The sequence below is a fragment of the Ferrovibrio sp. genome, assembly GCF_036381655.1.
GTDB lineage: Bacteria > Pseudomonadota > Alphaproteobacteria > Ferrovibrionales > Ferrovibrionaceae > Ferrovibrio.
Window position 1 is genome coordinate 30,822 of record NZ_DASVCJ010000020.1, and the last position, 22,096, is coordinate 52,917.

The 22,096-nt window shown below is 66.5% G+C and carries 22 protein-coding genes; 8 read left to right on the forward strand and 14 right to left on the reverse strand.

What is annotated here, in order from left to right; all coding sequences use genetic code 11:
* Window positions 1-109 precede the first annotated feature (109 nt).
* Entirely contained in the window at window positions 110-1,345 is a 1,236-nt protein-coding gene (locus VF194_RS03860) for a pentapeptide repeat-containing protein (protein WP_330888211.1), read from the reverse strand.
* 206 nt (window positions 1,346-1,551) lie between these two features.
* On the opposite strand from VF194_RS03860, the gene VF194_RS03865 reads away from it, so the two are divergent.
* Complete coding sequence (locus tag VF194_RS03865) at window positions 1,552-1,986, forward strand: PilZ domain-containing protein (RefSeq protein ID WP_330888213.1); 435 nt, start codon at window positions 1,552-1,554, stop codon at window positions 1,984-1,986.
* A 71-nt stretch (window positions 1,987-2,057) separates the two neighbouring features.
* On the opposite strand, the gene VF194_RS03870 is transcribed toward VF194_RS03865, so the two are convergent.
* The 4 genes from VF194_RS03870 to VF194_RS03885 form a co-directional block, all read right to left on the reverse strand.
* A complete protein-coding gene (locus VF194_RS03870) occupies window positions 2,058-3,728 on the reverse strand; it encodes a nucleoside hydrolase-like domain-containing protein (RefSeq protein ID WP_330888214.1) in 1,671 nt (556 codons plus the stop codon).
* Between the two features lie 74 nt (window positions 3,729-3,802).
* The gene (locus VF194_RS03875; protein ID WP_330888216.1) at window positions 3,803-5,125 is read right to left on the reverse strand and encodes an HlyD family type I secretion periplasmic adaptor subunit; all 1,323 of its coding nucleotides are present in this window, start codon (window positions 5,123-5,125) and stop codon (window positions 3,803-3,805) included.
* Window positions 5,126-5,147: 22 nt separating this feature from the next.
* A complete protein-coding gene (locus VF194_RS03880) occupies window positions 5,148-6,878 on the reverse strand; it encodes a type I secretion system permease/ATPase (RefSeq protein WP_330888218.1) in 1,731 nt (576 codons plus the stop codon).
* Window positions 6,879-7,105: 227 nt separating this feature from the next.
* Window positions 7,106-7,612 (reverse strand): NUDIX domain-containing protein, encoded by a 507-nt coding sequence (locus VF194_RS03885; RefSeq protein ID WP_330888221.1) that lies wholly within the window; start codon window positions 7,610-7,612, stop codon window positions 7,106-7,108.
* A 114-nt stretch (window positions 7,613-7,726) separates the two neighbouring features.
* Between VF194_RS03885 and VF194_RS03890 the strand changes: the two genes are divergently transcribed.
* From VF194_RS03890 to VF194_RS03910, 5 genes are all read left to right on the forward strand, one after another.
* Window positions 7,727-8,107, forward strand: a complete 381-nt coding sequence (locus VF194_RS03890; RefSeq protein ID WP_330888223.1) for a hypothetical protein — start codon at window positions 7,727-7,729, stop codon at window positions 8,105-8,107.
* 63 nt (window positions 8,108-8,170) lie between these two features.
* Window positions 8,171-8,365 carry a hypothetical protein gene (locus tag VF194_RS03895; RefSeq protein ID WP_330888225.1) on the forward strand — a complete coding sequence of 65 codons (195 nt, stop codon included), beginning with the start codon at window positions 8,171-8,173 and terminating at the stop codon, window positions 8,363-8,365.
* Window positions 8,301-8,585: a hypothetical protein gene (locus VF194_RS03900; RefSeq protein ID WP_330888227.1), complete on the forward strand. Its 285-nt coding sequence runs from the start codon at window positions 8,301-8,303 to the stop codon at window positions 8,583-8,585. The genes VF194_RS03895 and VF194_RS03900 overlap by 65 nt, the downstream gene beginning before the upstream one ends.
* Window positions 8,586-8,704: 119 nt before the next feature.
* Entirely contained in the window at window positions 8,705-9,082 is a 378-nt protein-coding gene (locus tag VF194_RS03905; RefSeq protein WP_330888229.1) for an HPF/RaiA family ribosome-associated protein, read from the forward strand.
* A gap of 149 nt (window positions 9,083-9,231) precedes the next feature.
* On the forward strand, window positions 9,232-10,032 hold the full coding sequence (locus VF194_RS03910; RefSeq protein ID WP_330888231.1) for a response regulator transcription factor: 801 nt from the start codon (window positions 9,232-9,234) through the stop codon (window positions 10,030-10,032).
* Window positions 10,033-10,094: 62 nt separating this feature from the next.
* Here VF194_RS03910 and VF194_RS03915 read toward each other — a convergent pair whose 3' ends face one another.
* The gene (locus VF194_RS03915) at window positions 10,095-10,553 is read right to left on the reverse strand and encodes an Hsp20/alpha crystallin family protein (RefSeq protein WP_330888233.1); all 459 of its coding nucleotides are present in this window, start codon (window positions 10,551-10,553) and stop codon (window positions 10,095-10,097) included.
* Between the two features lie 167 nt (window positions 10,554-10,720).
* Here VF194_RS03915 and VF194_RS03920 point away from each other — a divergent pair, with 167 nt between their 5' ends.
* Complete coding sequence (locus VF194_RS03920; RefSeq protein WP_330888235.1) at window positions 10,721-10,918, forward strand: hypothetical protein; 198 nt, start codon at window positions 10,721-10,723, stop codon at window positions 10,916-10,918.
* Between the two features lie 69 nt (window positions 10,919-10,987).
* On the opposite strand, the gene VF194_RS03925 is transcribed toward VF194_RS03920, so the two are convergent.
* The 3 genes from VF194_RS03925 to VF194_RS03935 form a co-directional block, all read right to left on the reverse strand.
* On the reverse strand, window positions 10,988-12,661 hold the full coding sequence (locus VF194_RS03925) for an iron ABC transporter permease (protein WP_330888237.1): 1,674 nt from the start codon (window positions 12,659-12,661) through the stop codon (window positions 10,988-10,990).
* Between the two features lie 13 nt (window positions 12,662-12,674).
* Window positions 12,675-13,763, reverse strand: coding sequence for an ABC transporter ATP-binding protein (locus tag VF194_RS03930; protein WP_330888239.1), 1,089 nt, complete (start codon window positions 13,761-13,763; stop codon window positions 12,675-12,677).
* 112 nt (window positions 13,764-13,875) lie between these two features.
* Complete coding sequence (locus tag VF194_RS03935) at window positions 13,876-14,895, reverse strand: ABC transporter substrate-binding protein (protein WP_330888241.1); 1,020 nt, start codon at window positions 14,893-14,895, stop codon at window positions 13,876-13,878.
* Between the two features lie 731 nt (window positions 14,896-15,626).
* On the opposite strand from VF194_RS03935, the gene VF194_RS03940 reads away from it, so the two are divergent.
* Window positions 15,627-17,402 (forward strand): Na/Pi cotransporter family protein, encoded by a 1,776-nt coding sequence (locus VF194_RS03940; RefSeq protein WP_330888243.1) that lies wholly within the window; start codon window positions 15,627-15,629, stop codon window positions 17,400-17,402.
* 52 nt (window positions 17,403-17,454) lie between these two features.
* Here VF194_RS03940 and VF194_RS03945 read toward each other — a convergent pair whose 3' ends face one another.
* The 5 genes from VF194_RS03945 to VF194_RS03965 form a co-directional block, all read right to left on the reverse strand.
* Window positions 17,455-18,273 (reverse strand): phosphodiesterase, encoded by an 819-nt coding sequence (locus VF194_RS03945; RefSeq protein WP_330888245.1) that lies wholly within the window; start codon window positions 18,271-18,273, stop codon window positions 17,455-17,457.
* A 9-nt stretch (window positions 18,274-18,282) separates the two neighbouring features.
* Window positions 18,283-19,329, reverse strand: a complete 1,047-nt coding sequence (locus VF194_RS03950; protein ID WP_330888247.1) for an ABC transporter ATP-binding protein — start codon at window positions 19,327-19,329, stop codon at window positions 18,283-18,285.
* Window positions 19,326-20,138, reverse strand: coding sequence for an ABC transporter permease (locus VF194_RS03955; protein ID WP_330888249.1), 813 nt, complete (start codon window positions 20,136-20,138; stop codon window positions 19,326-19,328). Before VF194_RS03955 ends, VF194_RS03950 begins: the two co-directional genes overlap by 4 nt.
* An 11-nt stretch (window positions 20,139-20,149) precedes the next feature.
* On the reverse strand, window positions 20,150-20,989 hold the full coding sequence (locus tag VF194_RS03960; RefSeq protein WP_330888251.1) for an ABC transporter permease: 840 nt from the start codon (window positions 20,987-20,989) through the stop codon (window positions 20,150-20,152).
* Between the two features lie 94 nt (window positions 20,990-21,083).
* On the reverse strand, window positions 21,084-22,094 hold the full coding sequence (locus VF194_RS03965) for an extracellular solute-binding protein (protein ID WP_330888253.1): 1,011 nt from the start codon (window positions 22,092-22,094) through the stop codon (window positions 21,084-21,086).
* Between the last annotated feature and the right edge of the window lie 2 nt (window positions 22,095-22,096).

A 22,096-nucleotide genomic window follows, 5' to 3' on the forward strand; every position in this document is an offset into this window, starting at 1 on the left:
AACTGAGGATGGTGAGAGAACGCTAGTTATCGCAACATGTTAATGCAACCAGAAAATGCCGGTTGCCAGAATTGATAAGATTCGCAATTAGTTATGGAGTTACCGGCGTTTAGCCGCGGCGGCCGCGCAGCCCGGTGCACTGGCGCAGGTCGGCGCCAGCGAAATTCACCTTCTCGAAAACCACCCCGGCGAAATCGACGCCCTCCACGGTGGCGCCGCGCAGATCCGCGCCGGTCAGGTCGGCATTGTCGAAGCGCGGGAAGATCACCTTGCCGGTCTTCTGGTTCAGGGCATTGAAGATTTCGACGCCGACAAGCTGCGCGCCGCGCAGGGCCGCGCCGGCCAGCAGCGCGCCGGAAAAATTCGCGCCGCCCAGGCTGGCCTGATCGAAATTCGCCCGCCGCAGATCGGCGCCGATGAAGCTGGTGAACAGCAACTGGCTCTTGGTGAAGAAGGCGCCGGCCAGATTGGTCTCGTGGAAAACCGCCGCGCGCAGATCGCAACTGGAGAAATCCATGCCCGGCAGCTTCATCTTGCTGAAGACGGCGCGCTCGCCCTCCAGGCCGTTCGAGGCGATCCACTTGCCATGCGCGGCCAGCATCGCTTCGATCTCCGGCGGCAGTTTCGCCTGGCCTTCGCGGTAGATCGCGCCCTGCAGATTGGCGCCGCTCAGATCGACGCCGCTCAGATCGACGCTGCGCAGATTGGCGCCGCGCAGATCGCAGCCGGCCAGCTTGGCGCCGTCCAGATTGGCGCCGACGAAGCTGGTCTCCTTCATGCGGGCGCCGGAGAAATCCGCCCCCGAAAGATCGGCGCCGGTCAGGTTGACGGCGAACAGCGAGGCGCCGACGAAGGTGGCGCCGACCGCGCTGGAATTGCTCATATTGGCATGATCGAGATGGGCATGGCCGAGATTGGCCTCCTGCAGATTGGCGCCCGACAGGTTGACCGGCACGTCCTCGCGGTTTTCGTCGCCCTCCTTCTCATGGCGCACGATCTGGCCGGGCCGCAGATCGGCCTGGCGGAACGAGGTCTGCTTGAGCTTTGCCATCAGGAAATTGGCGCCGCGCAGATCGGCCCGGTCGAACATCGTATTGGACAGGTCGGCGCGGCTGAAATCGACGCCGAACAGATCGGCCCGCAGGAACTGCGCGCCCTTCAGCGACGAGCCGGCGAAACTGCAGCCCGGCAGGATGGCATCGTCGAGTACCACGGCATCCAGCTTGAGATCGGCAAAATCCTCGCCGCGGCGCTGCAGGCGCACGCCGCCGGGTCGGCTGTTGAGATAGGCTTGATGACGCGACAAGGCCCAGACGACGGGCTCGGGCGGCAAACGCACGGACATGGAATTCTGCTTTTGGTCGGTCGTGAATCTTTCGTTGCCACCGGCAGTGTAAAGAAAGCGGCTCTGCGCCGCCATGCTTTTGTCGGACAGGAGCCGCTCTTATTCACGCTTCCCTTGCCGCGGCGGCGCCGCTAGTGTGCAGGCAAAGACGGGGGAGATTCGGTTCAATGGCCGCTGACAAAGCCGCGAGTGCCAAAAAGACGATCGTGAAAGCATCCAGGAGCAAGACGTCCGGCAAAACGACGCCGGGCAAGAAGACCAAGGCCGCGGCGGACACCGCCAACCGCCGCCGCTTTCAGCGCCGCGATACCAGGATCATCGCGCGGCTGGAGCATGGCGCGACCGAGACCCCCGGCGCGGTGACCAACCTGTCGCTGCAGGGCTGCCTGTTCACCCCGCGCGTCGACCTTGCCGCCGGAACGCGCATCAGGCTGTGGCTGGCGAACGAGACGAAGCCGGTCGCCGCCACGGTGAAAGCCGTCAGCGCCCGGGGCGTGCATTGCCTGCTGCATGCCGGCGGCGCCACGCTCAGCCGCCTGTCGGCCGATCTCGACGACATGGCCCTGCTGATGCTGAGCGCCGGGCGGCCGCGCTCCAATCACCTGCCCGGGAAGCCGGCCGCGAAGAAGCGCAAGGCCTGACGCCGCAAACGGCGCGAAAAAAGGCCGCCGGGAGAACCCGGCGGCTTGCCGTGCATGCGGCGATCGTCCGGTCAGGCGAGCAGCACGTCGAAATGCAGATGCCCGCTGTCGCTGCTGCCATCCTTGTCGGCGATCGCATAGGCCACCGAATCATGGCCGGTGAAGCCGGGCTTCGGCGTGTAGATGCCGGCGCCCTTCGCCGCATCCCAGGCGACCTTGCCGCCCTCTGCGGTGACGCTGTCCATGCCGGTGATGTGCAGGCCGCCATCGGCGCCCTTGTCGTTCATCAGCAGATACTTGCCGGCGAAGTAATCCTTCGTGCCGGCCTTGATCCGGTGATAATCGTCGCCGACCGAGACCGGGTTGCCGCTGCCGCCAGTGGCCGGCGGGGCGGCACCGGCCGCGTCCGAGCCCGAACCGGAGCCTGAACCGCCGGTGCCGGTGCCGGTGCCCGTTCCCGTGCCAGAGCTGGTGCCGCTGCCGACCTGCACATGGATCGTCGCCGTATCGCTGCTGCCATCGGCATCCTTCAGCGTGTAATCGAAGGAATCCTTGCCCTGCCAGCCTTTCGGCGGGATGTAGCGCACCGTGCCGTTGCTGGCATCCCAGGTGATGGTCGCGCCGGCATCGCTGTGGGTTTCGACATGACTGACATGCAGGCCGCCATCGGCGCCCTTGTCGTTCCAGGTGAGATACTTGGTGTTGAACCAGAGCGACTTGTCGGGATCGATCTTGTAATTGTCGTCATAGGCGAGGACCGGATTGCCGCTGCCGCCCGAGGCCGGCGGAGCCGAGCCGGCATTCGTACCGCCTGACGTGCCACCCGACGTTCCGCCCGATGTGCCGCCGGCAGGATTGGCGGCCTTGGCGTGATCGAGGTGCATGGCGAAATCGTGGTAGATCTCGCTCTGGTGCTTCTGCACGGTTTCCGAGCCGTAAAAGCTGCCATTCATCAGGCTGGGCGCCTTGTTGTCGGACCAGTAATGGTCGCCGTGGCCGGTCTTCACATAGGCGCCGCCCCAGCTATCGGCGGCCGGATTGTTGTTGTCGGCATTGTCGATGAGATAGAGCAGCGAGGGCGTATCGCCCATCTTCAGGCCCCAGGGGCGCGCGTGGTAGAAATACTCGCCCAGCGCGCCATGGCCCTGCGCGTCGCTCATGCGCCAGCTATTGTTGCCGGCGCCGCCGTCATCGACATACATGCCGCGCATCGTGGTGTTGCTCTCGATCCACCACAGATCCTTGAAGGTGTTGTAGATGTAGTCGCGGGCGGCGGTATCCTGCTGGGTATTCCAGGCCCCCAGGCTGTAAAGCCTGATCTTGCCGGCGATGGACGGATCGTCATGCAGCGCCTGGGCGACATCGGTCAGCGCGCCCCAGGCGAGCACCCAGAGCGGCTCGGCCGAGGCCTTCGCGGCGGCGACGATCTGCTTGGAGCCTTCGGTTGCCGTCGAATAGCCCTGCGCGGGCGCGACATGAACATTGCCCTGCTTGGTGATCGAGCGCAGGTAATCCGGCGTCGCATAATCGGCCGACCAGGTCTTCAGCTTGCCGTAATCCTGCGCATAGGCGTCGATCACCTTGCGGATATCCGCCGTGCTGCCGGAATGGCCGGTCGGCGTGGAGACCAGGCCGACCAGGTTGACCTTGTCGCCATAGAGCAGGGCATGAACCATCGACTGGGCATCGTCGGGATCCGAGCCGCCGATATCGGTGGAGATGAGTACGCGTGGCTTGGCCATGAGGGGTCCTTTTTACGCTAGGGATATTGCAAACCGGGTAATGTGCGTAAGGTGCGTGATTTCCGATCTGCGCCTCAGCTTTCGTTCATGCTCTGCCGCAGCGAGTCGATGAGGGGCTGGGTCAGATAGCCGAGCGCGGTGCGCGTGCCGGCCATGACCATGACCTCGGCGGGCATGCCCGGCGTGAGTTCGATATCGGGCGCCAGCCGGGCGAGCTGCGCGCGGTCGACCTCGACGCGGACCAGGTAATAAGGCTTGCTGCTGTTGGGCTCGACGATGCGGTCGGCCGAGACGCTGCGCACCCGGCCCTCGATGCGCGGCTGGTTGCGCAGCTTGTAGGCCGAGAGCACCACGCGGGCCGGCAGGCCTTCATGCACGATGTCGATGTCGTTCGGCGCGATATGCGCCTCGATCAGCAATTCGTCGTCGCGCGGCACGATGTCGAGGATCGGCTGGCCGGCGCCGACGATGCCGCCGATGGTGCGCGCCTTCATCTGCACGACGGTGCCGGCGACCGGCGCGATGACCACGGTCCGGCGCAGCACGTCCTCGGCCGCCGCCAGCTTGTCGCGCGCCGCGGCGATCTGCCCGGTGACATCGGCCAGTTGCGTGCTGATCTCCTCCTGGCGCTGCGATTCCATCGTGCTGATCTGCACATCGGTTTCGGCGATGGTCTGCAGCGCGCGGGCGATGGCGGCCTCGTTGGCGCCGCGCGCGCCGACGATCTCGGCCTGGGCGCGCTGCAGCGCCAGCAGCCGCGGGCGGCGCTCCAGCCCCTTTTCCAGCAGCGTGTTGACGCCCTTCACTTCCTCGGCGATCAGCGCGAGCTGCCGGGTCTGGCCGGCGATCTGCGCGCGCAGGCCGGCGATCTCGTCATCGACCTGGGCGCTGCGTTGCTGCAGCAGGGTGCGGCGCTGCTCCAGCGCGGCGCGGCGCTGCTGCATCAATTCGCGTTGCGCCGTCAGCAGCGCGGCGACCTCCGGCTCGGCGGCATGGCCGCGCAACTGCTCGGCGATGCGCGGCTCGCCCTCGCCGGCGCGCTCGGCCAGCAGGCGGCCTTCCACCGCCAGCAATTGCCGCAGATCGCCCAGGGCGAGGTCGCGGGCGGCGCGGGCGGCCTTGTCGTCCAGCACGATCAGCGTGTCGCCGGCCTCGACATGGCTGCCATCCTGCACCAGCAGCTGCCTGACGATGCCGCCTTCGAGATGCTGCACGGTGCGGCGGTTGCCGTCCGGACTGACGACGCCCGGCCCGAGCGCGGCGGTGGCGAGCGGCGCCAGCGCCGACCAGGCGCCGAGGCCGCCGAAAAAGGCGAGGCAGACCAAGGCGCCGGCAATGAGCGGGCGGCGCAGGCTGGCTCGCAGGTCGGGCGCCCCGATCTCGCTGAGATGGGTCATGAACGGATCTCCTGTAAGAAAATCAGACGGTGCGGATGGCGGCCTTGCGGGCGGCGGGCTGTCCGGTCACCAGCGGCCAGACCTCTTCGATCGGACCGAAGGCCTGCGCCATGCCGTCGCGCAGGAACAGCAGCATGTCGCTATGCTCGAGCATGCTGGGGCGGTGATTGACCATGATCACCGTGCAGCCCTGCTGCCGGGCGGCCTTGAGCGCGGCCAGCAAAGCCGCCTCGCCTTCGCCGTCCAGATGCGCGTTCGGCTCGTCCAGCACCAGCAGCTTCGGATTGCCATACAGCGCGCGGGCCAGGCCGATGCGCTGGCGCTGGCCGCCGGAGAGCTGGCTGGCGCTGGCATCGAGGCGCGTCTCGTAGCCCTGCGGCAGGCGCAGGATCATCTCGTGCACATGCGCCTGCCGCGCCGCCGCGACGATCAGCGCCGGGTCGATGCTGTCATTGCCATGCCCCATGCGGGCGATGTTCTCGGCGACGGTGCCGGCGAACAGGGTCACCTCCTGCGGCAGATAGCCGAGATGCGGGCCGATTTCGGCGCGGTTCCAGGCGGCCAGATCGGCATGATCGAGCCGCACATGGCCGGCGCTGGGCGGCAGCGCGCCGATCAGCAGGCGGCAGAGCGTGCTCTTGCCGGCGGCGGACGGCCCGATGATGCCGAGCGACTGGCCCGGCCTGAGCGCGAAGGAGATGTTGCGCAGCACCGGCTTTTCCGCGCCCGCCGGCGCATAGGTCAGTCCTTCGACCGAAAGCGCGCCCTGCGGCTGCGGCAGCGGCATCGGCGGCGGCGCCTGCGGATGGCGGTTGAGCAGAACGGCAAGACGCTGCCACGAGTGGCGCACGCCGACGAACTGCTTCCAGCTTCCGAGCAGCTGGTCGATCGGCGCCAGCGCCCGGCCCAGCAGGATGGAGGCGGCGATCATGCCGCCCGAGGTCAGCTCGCCGCGCACCGCCAGCCAGGCACCAAGGCCGAGGATGGCGGTCTGCACGAACATGCGCAGCGCCTTGGTCAGGCCATGCAGCCGCAATGTGCGGTCGGCGGCATTCTGCTGCGCCGTCAGCGCGCGATCCTGCGCGCCGCGCCAGCGGCTCAGCAAGGCCGGCAGCAGGCCGAGCGCGCGGACCAGTTCGCCGCTGCGCAGCGTGGCGTCGGCCAGCGCATAGGCGTTGACCTGATGCGCTTCGCCCTCATGCACCGCGCGGCGGGTGAGCCATTCGCCCGCCACCATCAGGGCCAGCAGCAAAAGGCCGGCGCCGAGCGCGAAGCCGCCCAGCCAGGGATGCATGATCCACAGCACGGCAAGGAAGACCGGCGTCCAGGGCGCATCGAAGAGCGGCGCCATGGCCGGCCCGGTGAGAAAGCCGCGCACCTGTGCGAGATCGCGCAAGGGCTGCGTGCCGGTCGGCGTGCCGCTGGCGGCCGCATCGAGGCCGGCGGCGATCAGGCGTCCGGCCAGCGCGCGGTCGAGCCAGGCGCCGAGGCGCGACAGCAGATTGCTGCGCACCGTCTCCAGCGCGCCGAAGGCCATATAGGCCGCCGTCGCCATCACCGTGAGCCAGATGAGCGTATCAAGATTGGAACTGCTCAACACGCGGTCGTAGACCTGCATCATGTAGAGCGGCGAGGTCAGGACCAGCAGGTTGATCGCCAGACTGAAGCCCGCCACCGCGAGCAGGGCAAAGCGGAACGGGCCGGTCATCAGGTGGAACAGCGATGCGGGTATTGCGGCTCGGGCAAAACTCATCGGACGGTGTCTCCTTCAACGATGCGGCAGACACCATGTTCAGTTCCGGTTGTAAACCTGGGTGGGAGCGAGGGTTATCGGGTGGTAAGCAGCGCGCGCGAGCTTCTCACAGCGATGCCACATGCAGGCTTCCGCCATCACAGGATTCGCCCCCCGCCGATCACAGCAGCATCACAAGCCTTACCGCGATTTTAAGGCTTTGGCGAAAAACCGCCGCGCGGGGCGAATCAATCCGGCGCGCCGGCGCCGCGGGCGAGACAGGCCTCGAGCGCGTCGAGAAACGGGAGCTGGTTCTTGTGAATGCGCCGGCGCGCCGTCGCCAGGTCGAACCAGGCCGCCCGGTCGGCTTCGGGAAAATCGCGCATTTGCCCCGAGCGCGGCGGCCATTCCATGCTGAAGCTGTTGCTGCGCAGCCTGGCCGGATCGCAATCGCCTTCGATGGCCCAGGCCTGGATGATTTTCTGCCCGTGCTTGTAACGGCCGAGAGCGATGGCCGCGCCGGAGGCCGCGACCTCGGCGGGCGCAAAGCCGGTTTCCTCGGCAAATTCGCGCTGCGCCGCAGCCAGGGCATCCTCGTCGGGGTCGATCTCGCCTTTCGGCATCGACCAGGCATGCGCGTCCTTGCCGGCCCAGAACGGCCCGCCGGGATGCACCAGCAGAACCTCGATGCCGGCGCCGTGACGGCCGGTTTTGTCGCGGCGATACAGCAATAAGCCGGCGCTGTGCTTCATCATGACAGTCAAACGACGGTGCCAACCTTAATCCGGATCGCCAATTTTAATCTGGATCAATGCCGCCGTCTTCGTCCTGCCGATAATCGGAAGATCACATGCGGAAGGAGAGCGGAAATGGCGATGGTGCATCAACGCGAACCCGGCAAGACCGCCGAAACGGACAATCTGCTTCCCGGAAAGATGTTCGAGGCCATGACCGGCGCGATGGAGGCTTTCTGGTCCAACCAGCATCGGATCCTAACGCTCTACGGCGATTTCGCCAGCCACTGGGTGGAGCGCCGGCAGCAGGCCGCGCAGACGGGCCTCGACGCGATGCGGGAGATGCTGGCCTCGAACGGCCAGCCGGCCAGGCTGCCGGAAATCGCCAATGCCTGGCTGCGCGGCAGCTTCGAGCGCGTTTCAGCCGACATGCAAAAATACCGGGAATGCTGCAGCGCGATTGCCGCCGCGCTGCAGGTCGCGCCCGCGCAAGGCGGCAAGCCGGCCAGGCATTGACGCCGTTGCCAGTGCGGCCGCGGCGGATGCCTTCGACCTCAGTCAGCGTAAGAGGATTTTGCCATGACCGTGACCGGCCTGCGCGGTTTCGACACCACGGCGCACGAGACCAGCCAATGGCTGAGAAGCCTGATGGCGTGCCTGGAAACGGACGACCGGCATCTGGCCTATGCCGCCTTGCGGAGCATGCTGCATGCCCTGCGCGACCGCCTCGGCTGGAGAATGCGGCTCATCTTTCGGCGCAACTGCCGATGCTGATCCGCGGCCTGTATTACGAGGGCCGGCGTCCCGGCCGGCAGAAGCCGAGGGAGCGGCACCGCGAGGAATTCCTGCAGCAGAACTCGCCGCCGCCAAGGCGCCGCTGGATCCCGAGGTCGCCGCCATCGCGGTATTCGATGTGATGGCTGCGCATCTGGATCCCGGCGAGACGGTCAAGGTGCTCGGCCTGCTGCCGGCGGAACTGCGCGACCTGCTCTGACAGGAGGAACCGTAGCCGGGCGCGGCCGCCCTACCTCCAATTCGCAGCGCGTCCGGCTGAAGCAGGCAGGCCCTGCGCTGCGTCTTTCCTGGCATAGTGGGCCGGACGAGGACAACGCCATGCACCTGCCGCTGCAGATTTCCTTCCATGGCATGGACCATTCCCATGCGGTCGAGGCGCGCATCCTCGAGAAGGCCAGGGCGCTCGAACGATTTTACCGCGGCATCTCGTCCTGCCGGGTGGTGATCGACGCGCCGCAGCGCCAGCAGAACAGCCGGCAGCCGCAGAAAGGCCGGCTTTACCGCATCCGCATCGACATCACGATGCCCGGCGGCGAGCTGGTGGTCGGCCGCACCGCCGATGACGGCCATGCCCATGAGGATATCCAGGCGGCGATCCGCGATGCGTTCGATGCTGCGGCCCGTCTGCTGGCGGACCGGGCCAGGGCGCAGCGGCATGGCCTGCGGACGCGCGAAAGGCGGCAGCGGCAGGAATGATCATCGGCACGGCCATGCGAGACGGATTGCGGCCACAAAAATACCACTGGCGGGCGAAGCGACTTCCATCACGATGGTGGACCTGCCGGCCGCCGCGACCGTGGCGGGGCCGATCATCGGGATAGCGATACCGCCCACGCTTGCTGGTCATGTCGGAAAGAAAGGCACAGCTTCGCTTCCGGGAAGCCTTCCGCATCATCCTCGTCGATGCCGACGAGGATTACCGCGATGCCGTCTGCAGCGAGCTGGCCGATCAGGGCTTCATCGTCCGCAGCATGGGACATGGCGCCGCGCTGCTGGACTATTTCGCCCAGGGCGGCAGCGGCGAGATCGTCGTCATGGACTGGCGCCTGCCGGGCCTGTCGGGCGCCGCCCTGCTGGCGCAATTGCGCCAGCGCGGCATCGGACTGCCGGTGATCTTCCTGACCGGACTGACCGACATCGCGCATGAGAGCGAGGCGCTGGACAGCGGCGCGCTCGATTTCGTCTCCAAGTCGCGCGGCAGCGCGATCCTGGCCAAGCGCATCCGCCTGATCCTTGCCTCCGCGCACCCTGCGGGCCGGCGGCGTCCGCCGCAGGATTGCATCCGCCATGGCAACCTCACGCTGCGGCCGCAGGCCAGCCGCGCGCTGTGGTGCGGCCAGGATGTCGGCCTGACCGTGGCGGAATACAACATCGTGTATCTGCTGCTGCGGAATCTGGGCGAATACGTCACCTACCGGGCGATCTACGATCGCGTCCACCATGCCGGCTTCATGGCCGGGCATGGCGATGACGGCTACCGCACGAATGTGCGCTCCTCCGTCAAGCGCATCCGCAACAAGTTCCGCGCCGTCGATCCCGGCTTTTCGCAGCTGGAGAATTTCGCCGCCTTCGGCTATCGCTGGCGCGACGACGAGCTGCGCCCCGCCGCCGGTCAGCCGCAATCGGCAGAGCGGCTGGAAGGCTGACGCGCGCCTGGCGGCGGGCCGAATCCGCGGCCCGCCGCTGCAGCGCGACGCCCAATGCGGCATCAGGCCGCCGGCTTGACCTCGATCCTGCGCGTTTCCGGCTTGGCGCCGGCTTTCTTGGGAATGACGAGGCTGAGCACGCCGTCCTTGCTGGTGGCGGCGATCTTCGCATCGTCGGCATCCTCCGGCAGGGCGAGCGAGCGCTCGAAACCGCCATAGGCGCGCTCGACGCGGAGATAGTTCCTGCCCTTCTCTTCCTTCTCGCTGCTCTTCTCGCCCTTGATCGTCAGCACGCCGTTGGCCACGGAGACCTGGACGTCCTTGGCCGGAACGCCGGGCAGTTCGGCGTCGAGCTGATACTCCTTCTCGGTTTCCTTGAAGTCGATCTTCGGCGCTTCCAGGCCGTTCCTGAAATGCAGCCGCGGCAGCGAGAAATCGTCGAAGAAGCTGCCGAAGAGGCGGTCCACCTCCTGGTGCAGCGTCGCGAGCGGGTTGGTCGGAATGATCTGCTTGTTGGTCATGGTCATGCTCCTGAAATGAACGGAGGGAATTGACGCGGGCATGACGCTAGGCGGGACAAAATGTCTTTTCCTTAATCTAGGTCAAAGTCAGGACACAATCCGGCCGGCATAGTGCCATCGACGACGACGAATTGGTGGTAGCGCGGCGCAGCGCAGCAGGAGGCGAGATGGCAAAGCAGAATCCGATCCTATCCGAACCATCGCTCCAGGACGTGCTGGACGATGCCATCGTGGCGCTGCTGATGGAGCGCGATCATGTCGATCGCGAGCAATTCTGCCGCCTCGTCCGCCGGATGCGGCGGCATTTGCGCACCGGCCCGCCGGGAACGGCGCCGGAGCGCCGCGCGGACAGGCTGGAAGGCTGACGGCCGGCGCAAACGCCGGGGGATTTTCCGCCAAACTCCGAGCGCGAGACCGGCGTGCGTTATTTCGCGTCAGTGGCGCTTGAATTTGCGGCCGGCATAGGTCGCGGCCAGCACCATGCCGGTCGACAGCAGGATCATGACGATCCCGAGCGCCGACAATTTGCCCCACAGGCCGTCATCGGCGAAATTGAGGATGCGCACCGCCAGCACCTCGCTGCCCGGCCGCGACAGCACCACCGAGACCGAGAGTTCGCGGATGAACATGGTGGCCATCAGAATCCAGGCCGAGACGATGCCCGGCAGCACCAGCGGCGCCACGATGCGCCGCATGGTGGTCAGCGGCGGCGCGCCGCAGACCTGCGAGGATTCCTCCAGATGCGCATGCACCTGCACGAAGGCGCTTGTCAGCGGCCGCACGCCGTAAGGCAGATAGGCGGCGATATAGGCGAGCATCATGGCGGTCAGCGTCGCATAGAGCGGCGTCTGGACGAAGAACCACATGAAGCCGATGCCGATGACGATGCCGGGGAAAGAAAACGACAGGAAGGTGAGCATTTCCAGCAGGCCCGCCGCCTTGGTGCGCAGCTTCACGGTGACATAGGCGGCGAAGAGCGACAGCAATACGCCGAGCGATGCGCCGACGATGGCGAGGATCAGGCTGTTCTGCAGCGCCCGCATTGTGATGTCGTCATGGACCATCTCGATCCAGTTCTGCCAGCTCATCAGCGCCAGGGCGCGGGCGCCAGGCACCATCGAATAGGGCAGCAGCGAGGTATAGAACAAAGCGCCGACCGGAATGACGATCATCAGCAGGCATAACAGGGCGACGACGACGAAAAGCGGCAGGCGCGCGCCTTTCAGGTCGATGATCGCCGGCTTGAAGCCGCGGCTGGATATGGTGACGAACTTGCCGCCCTCCGCGGTCAGCGCGCGGTAGAGCACGATCAGCAGGATGGAGGCCGACAGCACGCTCATGCCGAGCGCCGCGGCCTGGCCGTAATCCGGCGCGAAGCCGGTGGAGATCATCTCGTAGAGATAAGTCGCCAGCACGTCGACCCGGCCCGGCGTGCCCAGGGCGCGCGGCACCGCGTAGGAGGCGAGCGCCCGCACGACGCAGAGGGTGAAGGCGGCAAGGATCGCCGGCCGCAGGATCGGCAGGGTGATGCGGCGCAGCGTCGTCAGGGTGCCGGCGCCGCTGACCCGCGAGGATTCCTCGAGCGAAACGTCGAAGGCGCCCATCGCCGGCGCGATGACCAGATAGGCGATCGGCAGGTTCAGCAGGCCTTCGACGAAGATCATGCCGCCGATCGAATAGATGTTGATCGGCGACTGCTCGAGCCCGAAGGCGCCGCGCAGAACGAGGTTCATCAGGCCGTTCGACGGATTCAGCAGCAGCGCCCAGCTGATGGCGAACAGCAGATGCGGAATCATCATCGGAACGATGGACAGCAGGGTGAAGGCGCCCTTCCAGGGAATGTTGGTGCGGGTGTTGAGATAGGACAGGAAGATCGCCAGCACCGTGCTGAACAGCGAGGCGCCGAGGACGAAGACCAGCGTGTTGACGATCACCCCGGCCAGCGCCGGATCGGTATAGGCGGCGACGTATTTATGCGCGGTGAAGGCGCCGAAGGCGGTCAGCCCCTGCGAAAAGCTGCCGGCCAGCAGCATCAGCACCGGGCAGAGCGTGAGGAAACCGACGATGGCGATCAGCAGCCAGACGAGCTGCGCGCGGGTCCTGGTCATCGCGGGCGGCCCGTCACGCCGACAGCAGCAGGCAATGGGCCGGATCGATCGCCATCCGCACCGTATCGCCCTGGCGCACGGCGACATCGGGATCGATCCGCGCCAGCAGCCGCTCGCCGGCGACGGCGATTTCCGCCTCGTAGACCTCGCCGACGAATTCGAGCGCTTCGATCCTGCCCTCGAGCGCGGTCTTTCCCTCCGGGGCGGCGGCGCGGCTGGTGATATGGATGAATTCCGGGCGGATGCACAGCGTCGCCCGGCTGCCCGCGGGCAACTCGCGCCGCTGGCAGGCGATGGTGCCCATGCCGGTCTCGGCCAGGGTGATGCCGTCCTCGTGCCGCAGCACCGTCGCCTCGATCTGGTTGGCGCGGCCGATGAAATCGGCGACGTAGCGATGGCGGGCGTTGAAATAGATGTCCTGCGGCGTGCCCATCTCGACGATCCTGCCGGCGCGCATGACCGCGATGGTGTCCGACAGCGCCAGCGCTTCGACCCGGTCATGCGTGACGTAGATCGCGGTGATGTCGAGTTCGTCGAGGAAGCGGCGCAATTCCCTGCGGGTCTCCTCGCGCAGCTTGGCGTCGAGATTGGACAGCGGCTCGTCGAACAAAATGACCCGGGGTTCGGCGACGAGCGCCCGCGCCAGGGCGACGCGCTGCTGCTGGCCGCCCGACAGCTTGGTGGCGGAGCGGCGCTCGACGCCTTCGAGCTGCACGAAGCGCAGCGCCTTGGCGACCTTCTCGCGGATCAGCGCGGCATCCATCTTCCGCACCTGCAGCGGATAGGCGATGTTGTCGAACACGCTCATATGCGGCCAGATCGCATAGGTCTGGAACACCATGCCGAGGCCGCGCTTTTCCGGCGGCACGAAGATGCCCTTGCGGCTGGACCAGACGACCTCGCCGCCGATGCTGATCTCGCCCTCGTCCGGCGTCTCCAGGCCGACGATGCAGCGCAGCAGCGTGGTCTTGCCGCAGCCGCTCGGCCCGAGCAGGGTGAAGAAGGTGTTGGCGGGAATGCTCAGGTCGACATGATCGAGGGCGGCGACCGTCTTGCCGTCGGAGGTGAAATACTTGCACAGGCCTTCGATTCGGATGTCCATCTTTGCCATCCCCATACGCCATCAACGGGCGCGATGAACAGGCGCAACAAACAGGACGGCGCGGGCGGGTTTCCGCGACCGCGCCGCCTGCCGGCGATATCGGTTTCGATCGTCAGCGCGTCGCGAAGATCGCGGCGAACTCACGTCCCCAGGTCTTGAATTCGTCGTCGGAGAGATCGCGGACCGGCTTCACTTCCACCTTGTCGATCCCCTCGATCTGCGGGAACACGCCCGGCGCCAGCACGTATTCGCCGACCTTGCTGGCCAGTAGCTGCATCGCCTCCTTGCTCAGCCAATAGTCAATGAACACCTTGGCGGCCTTGGGATGCGGCGCGTTCTTGGTCAGCGCGATGGTGCGGGCGGTGCCGAAGAGCGGGCCGGAACGCGGACCCCAGTCGAGCGGCGCCGGCGCCTTGGTGACGATGTATTTCGGCATCGAGATGCCGATCAGCCGCTCGCCGCTGGCGATCGGCGCGGGCGTCGGGCCGAAGGATTCGACGAACATCGGCTGGTTGGCGGCGAGGCCCTTGAGGAATTCGCGCCACTTCGCTTCCGACTTGAACACCTGCTCCTTGAGCGCCACGAGCCAGCCGATGGTAGAGGCATGGGTGGCCGGATTGGCCATGACGATCTTGCCCTTCCATTTCGGATTGGCAAGATCCTCGTAGGTCGCGGGCGCGTCGGCCTTCTTCACATGGTCGGTATTGTAGAGATAGGAGACATACTCGACCCCGAAATGGGTCATGGTCTCCTTCTCCGTCGCCCAGGCCGGATAGCCCTTGGCGGAGGGCGAGCGATAGGGCAGCAGAACCTTGTTCTGATCCAGCAGCTCGATCATCGGGCGCGGCGCCTGCACGGCATCGGCCAGCAGCTTGCCGGCGCCCGCCTCGGTCAGGATGGTGGGGATGAACTTGGAGCTGGAGATGCGGGTATATTCGCCCTTGACCCCGGTCGCCTTGGCAAAGGCCGCCATCACCGCGTCGACGCCGGTGATGTTGGCGTAGAACACCGCCCGCCCCTCCGTCTCGGCCGCCATCGCCTCGAAAGCGAGCGGCGACAGGCCGGACAGACCGGCGGCGCCGGCGCCCGCCGCCGAAAGCTTCAGAAATTCCCTGCGATCGAACACGGTCATCGTTTTCTCCCCTGACTTCAGCCTGCCTGCGGATAGTCAGCCGGCCGACCCGAATGTTTTGTCAAATGCCGCGGCAGCCTAGGTTTTCCGGTTTTCGAGTGTCAATCCTTTTATCGCCGGCGCGGCGCGGCGCAACCGGCTCTTCGCGGCATGGCCGCGCGATGGATGAAAGCGTGCGACGACCGCGCTTCGCGCGATGGTGGAAGCCATCCTCTGCGGCGCTCTCTTTGGCATGTGCCGATGCTGCGCTCCGCTTGGACGATGCAATTGGACGATGCGGCGGGCGGCCCTCGGCGCCGCCGAAGAGCGATAACCCCGGGTCATTTATTCAGCGCCGGCATTCCACGTCGTCATTCTCTGGAGCCGGATTCTCTGGGGCCCGGATTCTCACGTCATTAATTCCCTGGAGCCGGCATTGTCGTAAAAGCGCCTGCGCTGCGGCTTCCGCCTGCCGGGCGCGGCTTTTTTATGCCGAAACCGGGATCCGGCCCTGCATCGCCCTTTAAATAACTGAAAAATAATGATATATTGTCACTTTCGTACCCGGCGAATGTTGCAGGCGAGATGGATGGCCCCGATAGCGGGGCCGGGGCGCTTTTAACGCGGTAAAAATGGCCCAGCTTTAGCTAAACCCCTGGCACAAAAAGCCTCTTGGGGTGTATGTCATTAAATTGTAATAATTCTGCAACGTTCGCCCCGCGCCGGGGATCCCCGGCTTTGGAGAGGCTCTGATGGAATCGTATGGCGCCACTGAATTGCTGCTTGATCTGATGGCCGGAGTGGCGCTGCTGCTCTGGGGCGTACGCATGGTGCGCACCGGCATGACGCGCGCCTTCGGCGCGCAGCTGCGGCGCTATCTCGGTCAGGCCCTGCGCCGGCCGCTGCAGGCCTTCGTCGCCGGCATCGGCGTGACCGCCCTGCTGCAATCGAGCACGGCGACGGCGATGATCGTCTCGTCCTTTGCCGGCCGGGGACTGATCCGCGGCGTCGCCGCCATCGCCGTGCTGCTGGGCGCCGGCATCGGCACGTCGATCTCGGCGCAGTATCTTTCGCTCGACCTGCATTGGCTCGGTCCGCTCTGCCTGCTGGCCGGCGTGATCGGTTTCTTCAGTTTCGAAGGCGGCCAGCCGCGCCATATCGGCCGGCTGCTGATCGGGCTCGGCCTGATGCTGCTGTCCCTGCAGATGATCTTCGCCGCCTCGGCGCCGCTGCGCGATTCGCCGGCGCTGACGCTGGTCCTGCAGCCGCTCGAACAGGCGCCGTTCCTGGCCGTCATCCTGTTCGCGCTGCTCACCTGGCTGTCGCACGCCAGCCTCGCCACCGTGCTGCTGGTGGCATCGCTGGCCAAATCCGGCACCGTCGATGCGCCGCTGGCGATCGCGCTGGTGCTCGGCGCCAATCTCGGCACGGCGATCTCGCCTTTCGTCGCCGCCAGCGGCCAGCCGCCGGCGGCGCGGCGCGCCCAGCTGGCCAACCTGATCGCCCGCGTCGTGCTCGTCGTCGCGATGCTGCCGCTGCTGCCGCAAATGCCAAGCTGGCTCGGCGTATTCGGCATCGACCCGGCGCGCCTGACGGTGAACGCGCATACCGCCTTCAATATCGCCATGGCCGTCGCCTTCCTGCCGCTGCTGCGCCCGCTGGATTACCTGGCGCGCCGCCTGCTGCCCGACCTGCCGGCCAGCGACGACAGCCTGCGGCCGCGCTATCTCGACGAATCCGTGCTGGATACGCCGAGCGTGGCCCTGGCCGCAGCGGCGCGCGAGACCCTGCGCATGAGCGACATCGTCTCCCGCATGCTGGACGAGACCATGATGGTGTTCAGCCGCGACGACGCCAAGCTGGCCAAAGCGGTGGAGCATAGCGACGACACCGTCGACCGCCTGCACGAGGCGATCAAGCTGTATCTGACCGAGGTGTCGAAGCACGGCATGGACGAGGCCGAAAGCCGCCGCTATGTCGATGTGCTCACCTTCACCACCAATCTGGAGCATATCGGCGACATCATCGACAAGAACCTGATGGAGCTGGCGCAGAAGAAGATCAAGAACAAGCTGGCCTTCAGCCGCGAGGGCCTGGCCGAGCTGACCGCCTTCCATCACCGCGTCGCCGCCAATCTGCAGATGGCCTGCAACCTGTTCATGTCCGGCGACGTGAAGCTGGCGCGGCAGTTGCTGCAGGAGAAGGCGAGCATCCGCGAAGCCGAGCAGACCGCCGCCGAGCATCATTACCAGCGCATCCGCGAAGGCCGCGCCGAAACCATCGAAACCAGTTCGATCCATCTCGACGTGATCCGCGATCTGAAACGGATCAACAGCCATCTGACGGCGGTGGCCTATCCCATCCTGGAACAGGCCGGCGAACTCAGCGCCACCCGCCTGCGCGGCGCCGACCAGCCGCAGCCGGCCAGCGACGAGACCGGCGACGAGACCGGCGACGAGACCGGCGCCGAGGCCGGCGCGGACGAGGCGGTGAAGCCCGGCAAGTCCGGCTCGGCGCGCCTGGCGTGACGATGGCGTAGCTGTCGAAGCCGCGCCCGCCGCCCAGGCGGGCCGCCGGTATTCAGTCGATCAGATTGCCGTTCGCATCGAAGAATGGATGCGGCCCGTCGTAATCGCCGATCACCGCGGTATGGGTGACGAGCTGCCCGTCATGCCACCAATGCAGCATGAAGCCCGGCGGCTCCATGCAAAAGCAGCTCGGCGCGTTTTCATCGATGTCGAGGGCGACCTGATGTGCCGGGCTGGGACAGGTCAGCGCCGGCCGGCCGCCGACATCGGCGCGGATCACCCGGTGCAGATGGCCGCACAGGATGAGCTGCACCTGCGGATGCCGCGCCATGATCTCGGCGAAGCCCTCGCGGCCTTTCAGGCCGATCTTGTCCATATGGCCGATGCCGGTGACGAACGGCGGATGATGCATCATCACCAGGGTCGGCGCATCGGGCCGCTGCGCCAGCGTCCGGTCGAGCCAGCCGAGCCGTTCGCCGCAGAGTTCGCCGCCGCCCTCGCCCGGCACCAGGGTGTCGAGGCCGACGATGCGCAGCGGATAATCGTCGTCGATGGCGAATTGCAGGAAGCCGTCCGGCGGCAGATAGCCTTCCGGCGCGAAGGCGGCGCGCATGCTGTCGCGGCTGTCATGGTTGCCGGGGATGGCGATGATGCGCTGGGGCAACGGCGCGAGGATTTCCTTCAGATGGGCATATTCCTCGGGCCGGCCGAGATCGACCAGGTCGCCGGTGAACAGGATCAGGTCGGGCTGCGGCTTCAAAGCCTGCAATTCCGCGACGCAGCGGCGCAGCATCGCGGCGGTATCGACCTTCTTGTAGGCCAGCCGGCCGGGCAGCTTGATATGGGTGTCGGTGATCTGGGCGATCAGCATGGCGCTTCCTCACAGCACGAGCAGGTTCTGCGCGGCGATTTCCAGGCCGACCGCCTCGCCATGGGCGAAATCGCGCCGCTCGCTGCTCTCGACCACCAGCGGCTGCGCCTCGCCGACCTCGACGAACAGGCGGGTCCGGTCGCCGAGGAAAAAGGCGGCGGCGACGGTGCCGCGCAGCGGCGCCGCATCGGGCGCGGCGATGCGGATATCCTCGGGCCGGAACAGCACTTCCACGGCGCCGGCCGGGGCCCCGGCCCAGGCGAAGCGGCCGGCGGCGCAGACGAAGGCGCCGCCTTCCGCGCGGCCGCTCAGGCGGTTCATCGTGCCGATGAAATCGGCGACAAAGCGCGAGGCCGGCTTGCGGTAGATGTCGCGCGGATGCCCGACCTGGGCGACGCGGCCATGTTCCATCACCACGATGCGGTCGCCCAGCGCCATCGCCTCGGCCTGATCATGCGTCACGTAGATGGCGGTGATCCCCAGACTGCGCAGCAAGGTGTCGATCTCCAGCCGCAGGGTATCGCGCAGCTTGGCGTCCAGGGCGGTCAGCGGCTCGTCGAGCAGCAGCGCGCGCGGCCGCACGGCAAGCGCGCGGGCAAGCGCGACGCGCTGGCGCTGGCCGCCGGAAAGCTGGTCGATATTGCGGTCCGCCAGCTTTTCGATGCGCATCATCGCCAGCATTTCGGCGGTGCGGGCGCGGATCTCTGCGGCCGGCAGCTTGCGGATGCGCAGGCCATAGCCGATGTTTTCCGCCACCGTCATGTTGGGAAACAGCGCGTAGGACTGGAACACCATGCCGACATTGCGCTTCTCGATCGCCAGGCCGGTGACGTCCTGCCCGTCGAACAGGACGCGGCCGCCGGCATCGGGCGCCTCCAGGCCGGCGATGATGCGCAAGGTGGTGGTCTTGCCGCAGCCCGAGGGCCCGAGGAAGACGACGGTCTCGCCGGCCGCGATCTCGAGATTCAGCGGCTCCAGCGCACGGGTGCCGTCGGCAAAGGTCTTGGCGCAATGCTCGAGGCGGATTGCCAGCGGGCTCTGGTTCGCAGTCATCATTCACTCTCCGGCTTGGCGTGCACTTGGCGGCGCGGTCGGCTGAACCACTGCAGCGCAATCAGCAGCGGCACGATCATCAGGAAGAAAACCAGGGTATAGGCGCTGCCGACCTCGAGGCGCAGCGAGGCATAGGCATCGGCGAGGCCGACCGGCAGCGTCTTGGTCAGCGGCGTATGCAGCAGCCAGGTCATGTTGAACTCGCCGACCGACAAGGTCACCACCATGAGCGCGCCGGCGAGAATCCCGTTGCGGCAATTGGGCAGCACCACGGTGAAGAAGCGGGTCCAGAAGCCGGCGCCGAGCGAGGCGGCGCCTTCCTCCAGCGTCTGCAGGTCGATGGCGCTGAGCACCGCCAGCACCGAACGCACCATGAAGGGCAGCGTGAACAGCACATGGCCGACCAGAATGAAGGTCCACGACGTGCGGAAGCCGGACAGGCCGCCATAGGCGACGATCAGCGCAAGCGCCGTGGCAAGGCCGGGAATCGCCACCGGCATCACCATCAGTTCCTCGATGGCGCGGGCGAGCGCGTTCTGCCGCTTGGCCAGCACGTAGGCGGCCGGTATGCCGAGGAGCAGCGTGCAGACCAGGCAGGCCAGCGCAATGCCGATCGAGCGGAAGATGGTGTCGCTGTAGCCCGCCCAGACCTGGCCGACCCAGCGCAGCGTGAAGCCGCTGGACAGGCCGGTGAAATAATTGTTGGTGACGCCGGCGAGGATGGACAGGATCACCGGCACGATCAGGAAGGCGCAGACCAGCAGGGTGAAGCCGAGCTGCAGCCAGAACAGGATGCCGCGTTTCTGAGCCATGCCGCCCTCCCTCAACCGGCCGCCGCGACGGAGGAGCCGGCCGCCGTCCGCGCCAGCGCCAGCACCGCCCAGGTCACCGCGCCGAGCACGAAGCTGAGCGCGGCCGCCATGGCGATGTTCGCCGACAGGGTGAATTCGGTATAGATCGTCATCGGCAGCACATTGATGCGAGTGGCCAGCGTGAAAGCCGTGCCGAAGGCGCCCACGGCGGTGGCGAAGCAGATCGCGCCGGACGACAGGAAGGCCGGCTTGAGGCCCGGGATGATCACGTCGAGCACGACGCCCAGCGGCGAGGCGCCCAGCGAGCGGGCGGCCTCTTCCAGCTTGGGGTCCAGCTTCTCGGTCGCGGCCATCACGGTCAGGATGACGCGCGGTATCGAAAAATAGACATAGCCGGTGAACAGCCCGGCCATCGAATAGGCGAAGACCAGCTTGTCGGCGCCCAGCATCTGGCTGATATCGCCGAGCAGGCCCTGACGGCCGGCCAGCATGATCACCATGAAGCCGACGACGACGCCGGGAAAGGCGAGCGGGAAGGTCAGCATCGCCACCAGGGCGGCGTTGCCGGGAAACTTGTGGCGCTGCAGGAATACGCCGGCGATGCCGCTGATGACGAGCGTGGCGGCCGTCGTGGCGGCGGCGACGCCGAGGGTGGCGAGCAGCGAGCCGAAATAATTCGCGTTGGTGACGATGGTGGCATAGGCGGCCCAGCCGAGCGTGCCGCTGCCGCCGATCAGGAACAGCCGCACCATCGGCAGCAGAAAGAAGGCGGCGAAGAAGATACCGGCCGGCAGCATCAGGGCCACCAGCATCGGGGTATCGCGCTGCATCTTTCCTGGTTTCGCCGGCATCGTCGCTCCTGACTGTAGGGAAAAAGCGGGGCGATGGCTGGCCATCGCCCCGTCCGGTTCAACTACCCGGTACTTCCGAGCATGCCCCGACGGCTCAGTGCACTTCGGCGCCGTAGCGGTCGACGATCGCCTTCTGCGCCGCGGCCAGCTTCTTCAGGTCGACCGCCTTGGCACGGGCATATTCCGACGCGGGCAGGAATTTCGCCTTCGCCTCGGGCGACAGCTTGTCGGCAAAGACGGGGCGCAGGAAGGCATTGCCCCACATCGCCTGGCTCTTATCCGACAGCACGAAGTCGAGCACCTTCTTGCCGGCTTCGGCATGCGGCGCCTTGTTCACCAGGCCCATCACATAGGGGAAGGTCAGGGTGCCTTCCTTGGGGATGACGAATTCGACGGGCGCCTTGTCGATATACTGGCCGCGATAGGCGTTGAAATCGTAATCCATCAGGATCGGAATCTCGCCCGAGATGACGCGGGCATAGGAGGTCTGCTTCGGCACGATCGGATCGTTCTTGGCCAGCTCCTTGAAATACTTGATCGCCGGATCGAGGTTGTCGTAGGTGCCGCCGAGCGCGAGGTTCACCGCCATCACGCCGAGCTGGCCGACCGAGGCCGAGGTCGGATCGAGATAGCCGACCATGCCTTTGTATTCCGGCTTCAGCAGGTCGGCCCAGCTCTTCGGCACCGGCTTCTTGCCGAGCGCCGCCTTGTTGACGAACAGGCCGAGCGTGCCCGAATGGATGGTGAACCAGTAGCCGTCCGGATCCTTCAGGTCGGCGGGGATCTTGTCCCACCCCTTCGGCTTGTAGGGCATCAGCACGCCGGCATCCTTGGCCGGATCGGCGACGATGCCGCCCAGATAGGTCACGTCGGCGACCGGATTGGCCTTCTCGGCGATCAGCGCCGCCATCGCCTGGCCGGAATTCTTGTTGTCCGGCGGAACGGTGATGTTCAGCGTTTCCTGGATCGCCTTGAGCTGCGAGCCCCAATCGGCCCATTGCGGCGGGCAATTGTAGCAGATGGCGGCCTCGCCGGCTTGCGCCTGCGCGGTTCCGAACAGCATCGACGCGCCGAGCGCCGCGCCAAGCATTACACGTTTCATCATGA

Bases quoted from the DNA above. Each gene is read 5' to 3' on its own strand.
- VF194_RS03860 (WP_330888211.1), bottom strand. From the start codon at position 1,345: ATGTCCGTGCGTTTGCCGCCCGAGCCCGTCGTCTGGGCCTTGTCGCGT.
- VF194_RS03870 (WP_330888214.1), bottom strand. From the start codon at position 3,728: ATGGCCAAGCCACGCGTACTCATCTCCACCGATATCGGCGGCTCGGAT.
- VF194_RS03875 (WP_330888216.1), bottom strand. From the start codon at position 5,125: ATGACCCATCTCAGCGAGATCGGGGCGCCCGACCTGCGAGCCAGCCTG.
- VF194_RS03880 (WP_330888218.1), bottom strand. From the start codon at position 6,878: ATGAGTTTTGCCCGAGCCGCAATACCCGCATCGCTGTTCCACCTGATG.
- VF194_RS03885 (WP_330888221.1), bottom strand. From the start codon at position 7,612: ATGATGAAGCACAGCGCCGGCTTATTGCTGTATCGCCGCGACAAAACC.
- VF194_RS03890 (WP_330888223.1), top strand. From the start codon at position 7,727: ATGGCGATGGTGCATCAACGCGAACCCGGCAAGACCGCCGAAACGGAC.
- VF194_RS03895 (WP_330888225.1), top strand. From the start codon at position 8,171: ATGACCGTGACCGGCCTGCGCGGTTTCGACACCACGGCGCACGAGACC.
- VF194_RS03900 (WP_330888227.1), top strand. From the start codon at position 8,301: ATGCCCTGCGCGACCGCCTCGGCTGGAGAATGCGGCTCATCTTTCGGC.
- VF194_RS03905 (WP_330888229.1), top strand. From the start codon at position 8,705: ATGCACCTGCCGCTGCAGATTTCCTTCCATGGCATGGACCATTCCCAT.
- VF194_RS03910 (WP_330888231.1), top strand. From the start codon at position 9,232: ATGTCGGAAAGAAAGGCACAGCTTCGCTTCCGGGAAGCCTTCCGCATC.
- VF194_RS03915 (WP_330888233.1), bottom strand. From the start codon at position 10,553: ATGACCAACAAGCAGATCATTCCGACCAACCCGCTCGCGACGCTGCAC.
- VF194_RS03920 (WP_330888235.1), top strand. From the start codon at position 10,721: ATGGCAAAGCAGAATCCGATCCTATCCGAACCATCGCTCCAGGACGTG.
- VF194_RS03925 (WP_330888237.1), bottom strand. From the start codon at position 12,661: ATGACCAGGACCCGCGCGCAGCTCGTCTGGCTGCTGATCGCCATCGTC.
- VF194_RS03930 (WP_330888239.1), bottom strand. From the start codon at position 13,763: ATGGACATCCGAATCGAAGGCCTGTGCAAGTATTTCACCTCCGACGGC.
- VF194_RS03935 (WP_330888241.1), bottom strand. From the start codon at position 14,895: ATGACCGTGTTCGATCGCAGGGAATTTCTGAAGCTTTCGGCGGCGGGC.
- VF194_RS03940 (WP_330888243.1), top strand. From the start codon at position 15,627: ATGGAATCGTATGGCGCCACTGAATTGCTGCTTGATCTGATGGCCGGA.
- VF194_RS03945 (WP_330888245.1), bottom strand. From the start codon at position 18,273: ATGCTGATCGCCCAGATCACCGACACCCATATCAAGCTGCCCGGCCGG.
- VF194_RS03950 (WP_330888247.1), bottom strand. From the start codon at position 19,329: ATGATGACTGCGAACCAGAGCCCGCTGGCAATCCGCCTCGAGCATTGC.
- VF194_RS03955 (WP_330888249.1), bottom strand. From the start codon at position 20,138: ATGGCTCAGAAACGCGGCATCCTGTTCTGGCTGCAGCTCGGCTTCACC.
- VF194_RS03960 (WP_330888251.1), bottom strand. From the start codon at position 20,989: ATGCCGGCGAAACCAGGAAAGATGCAGCGCGATACCCCGATGCTGGTG.
- VF194_RS03965 (WP_330888253.1), bottom strand. From the start codon at position 22,094: ATGATGAAACGTGTAATGCTTGGCGCGGCGCTCGGCGCGTCGATGCTG.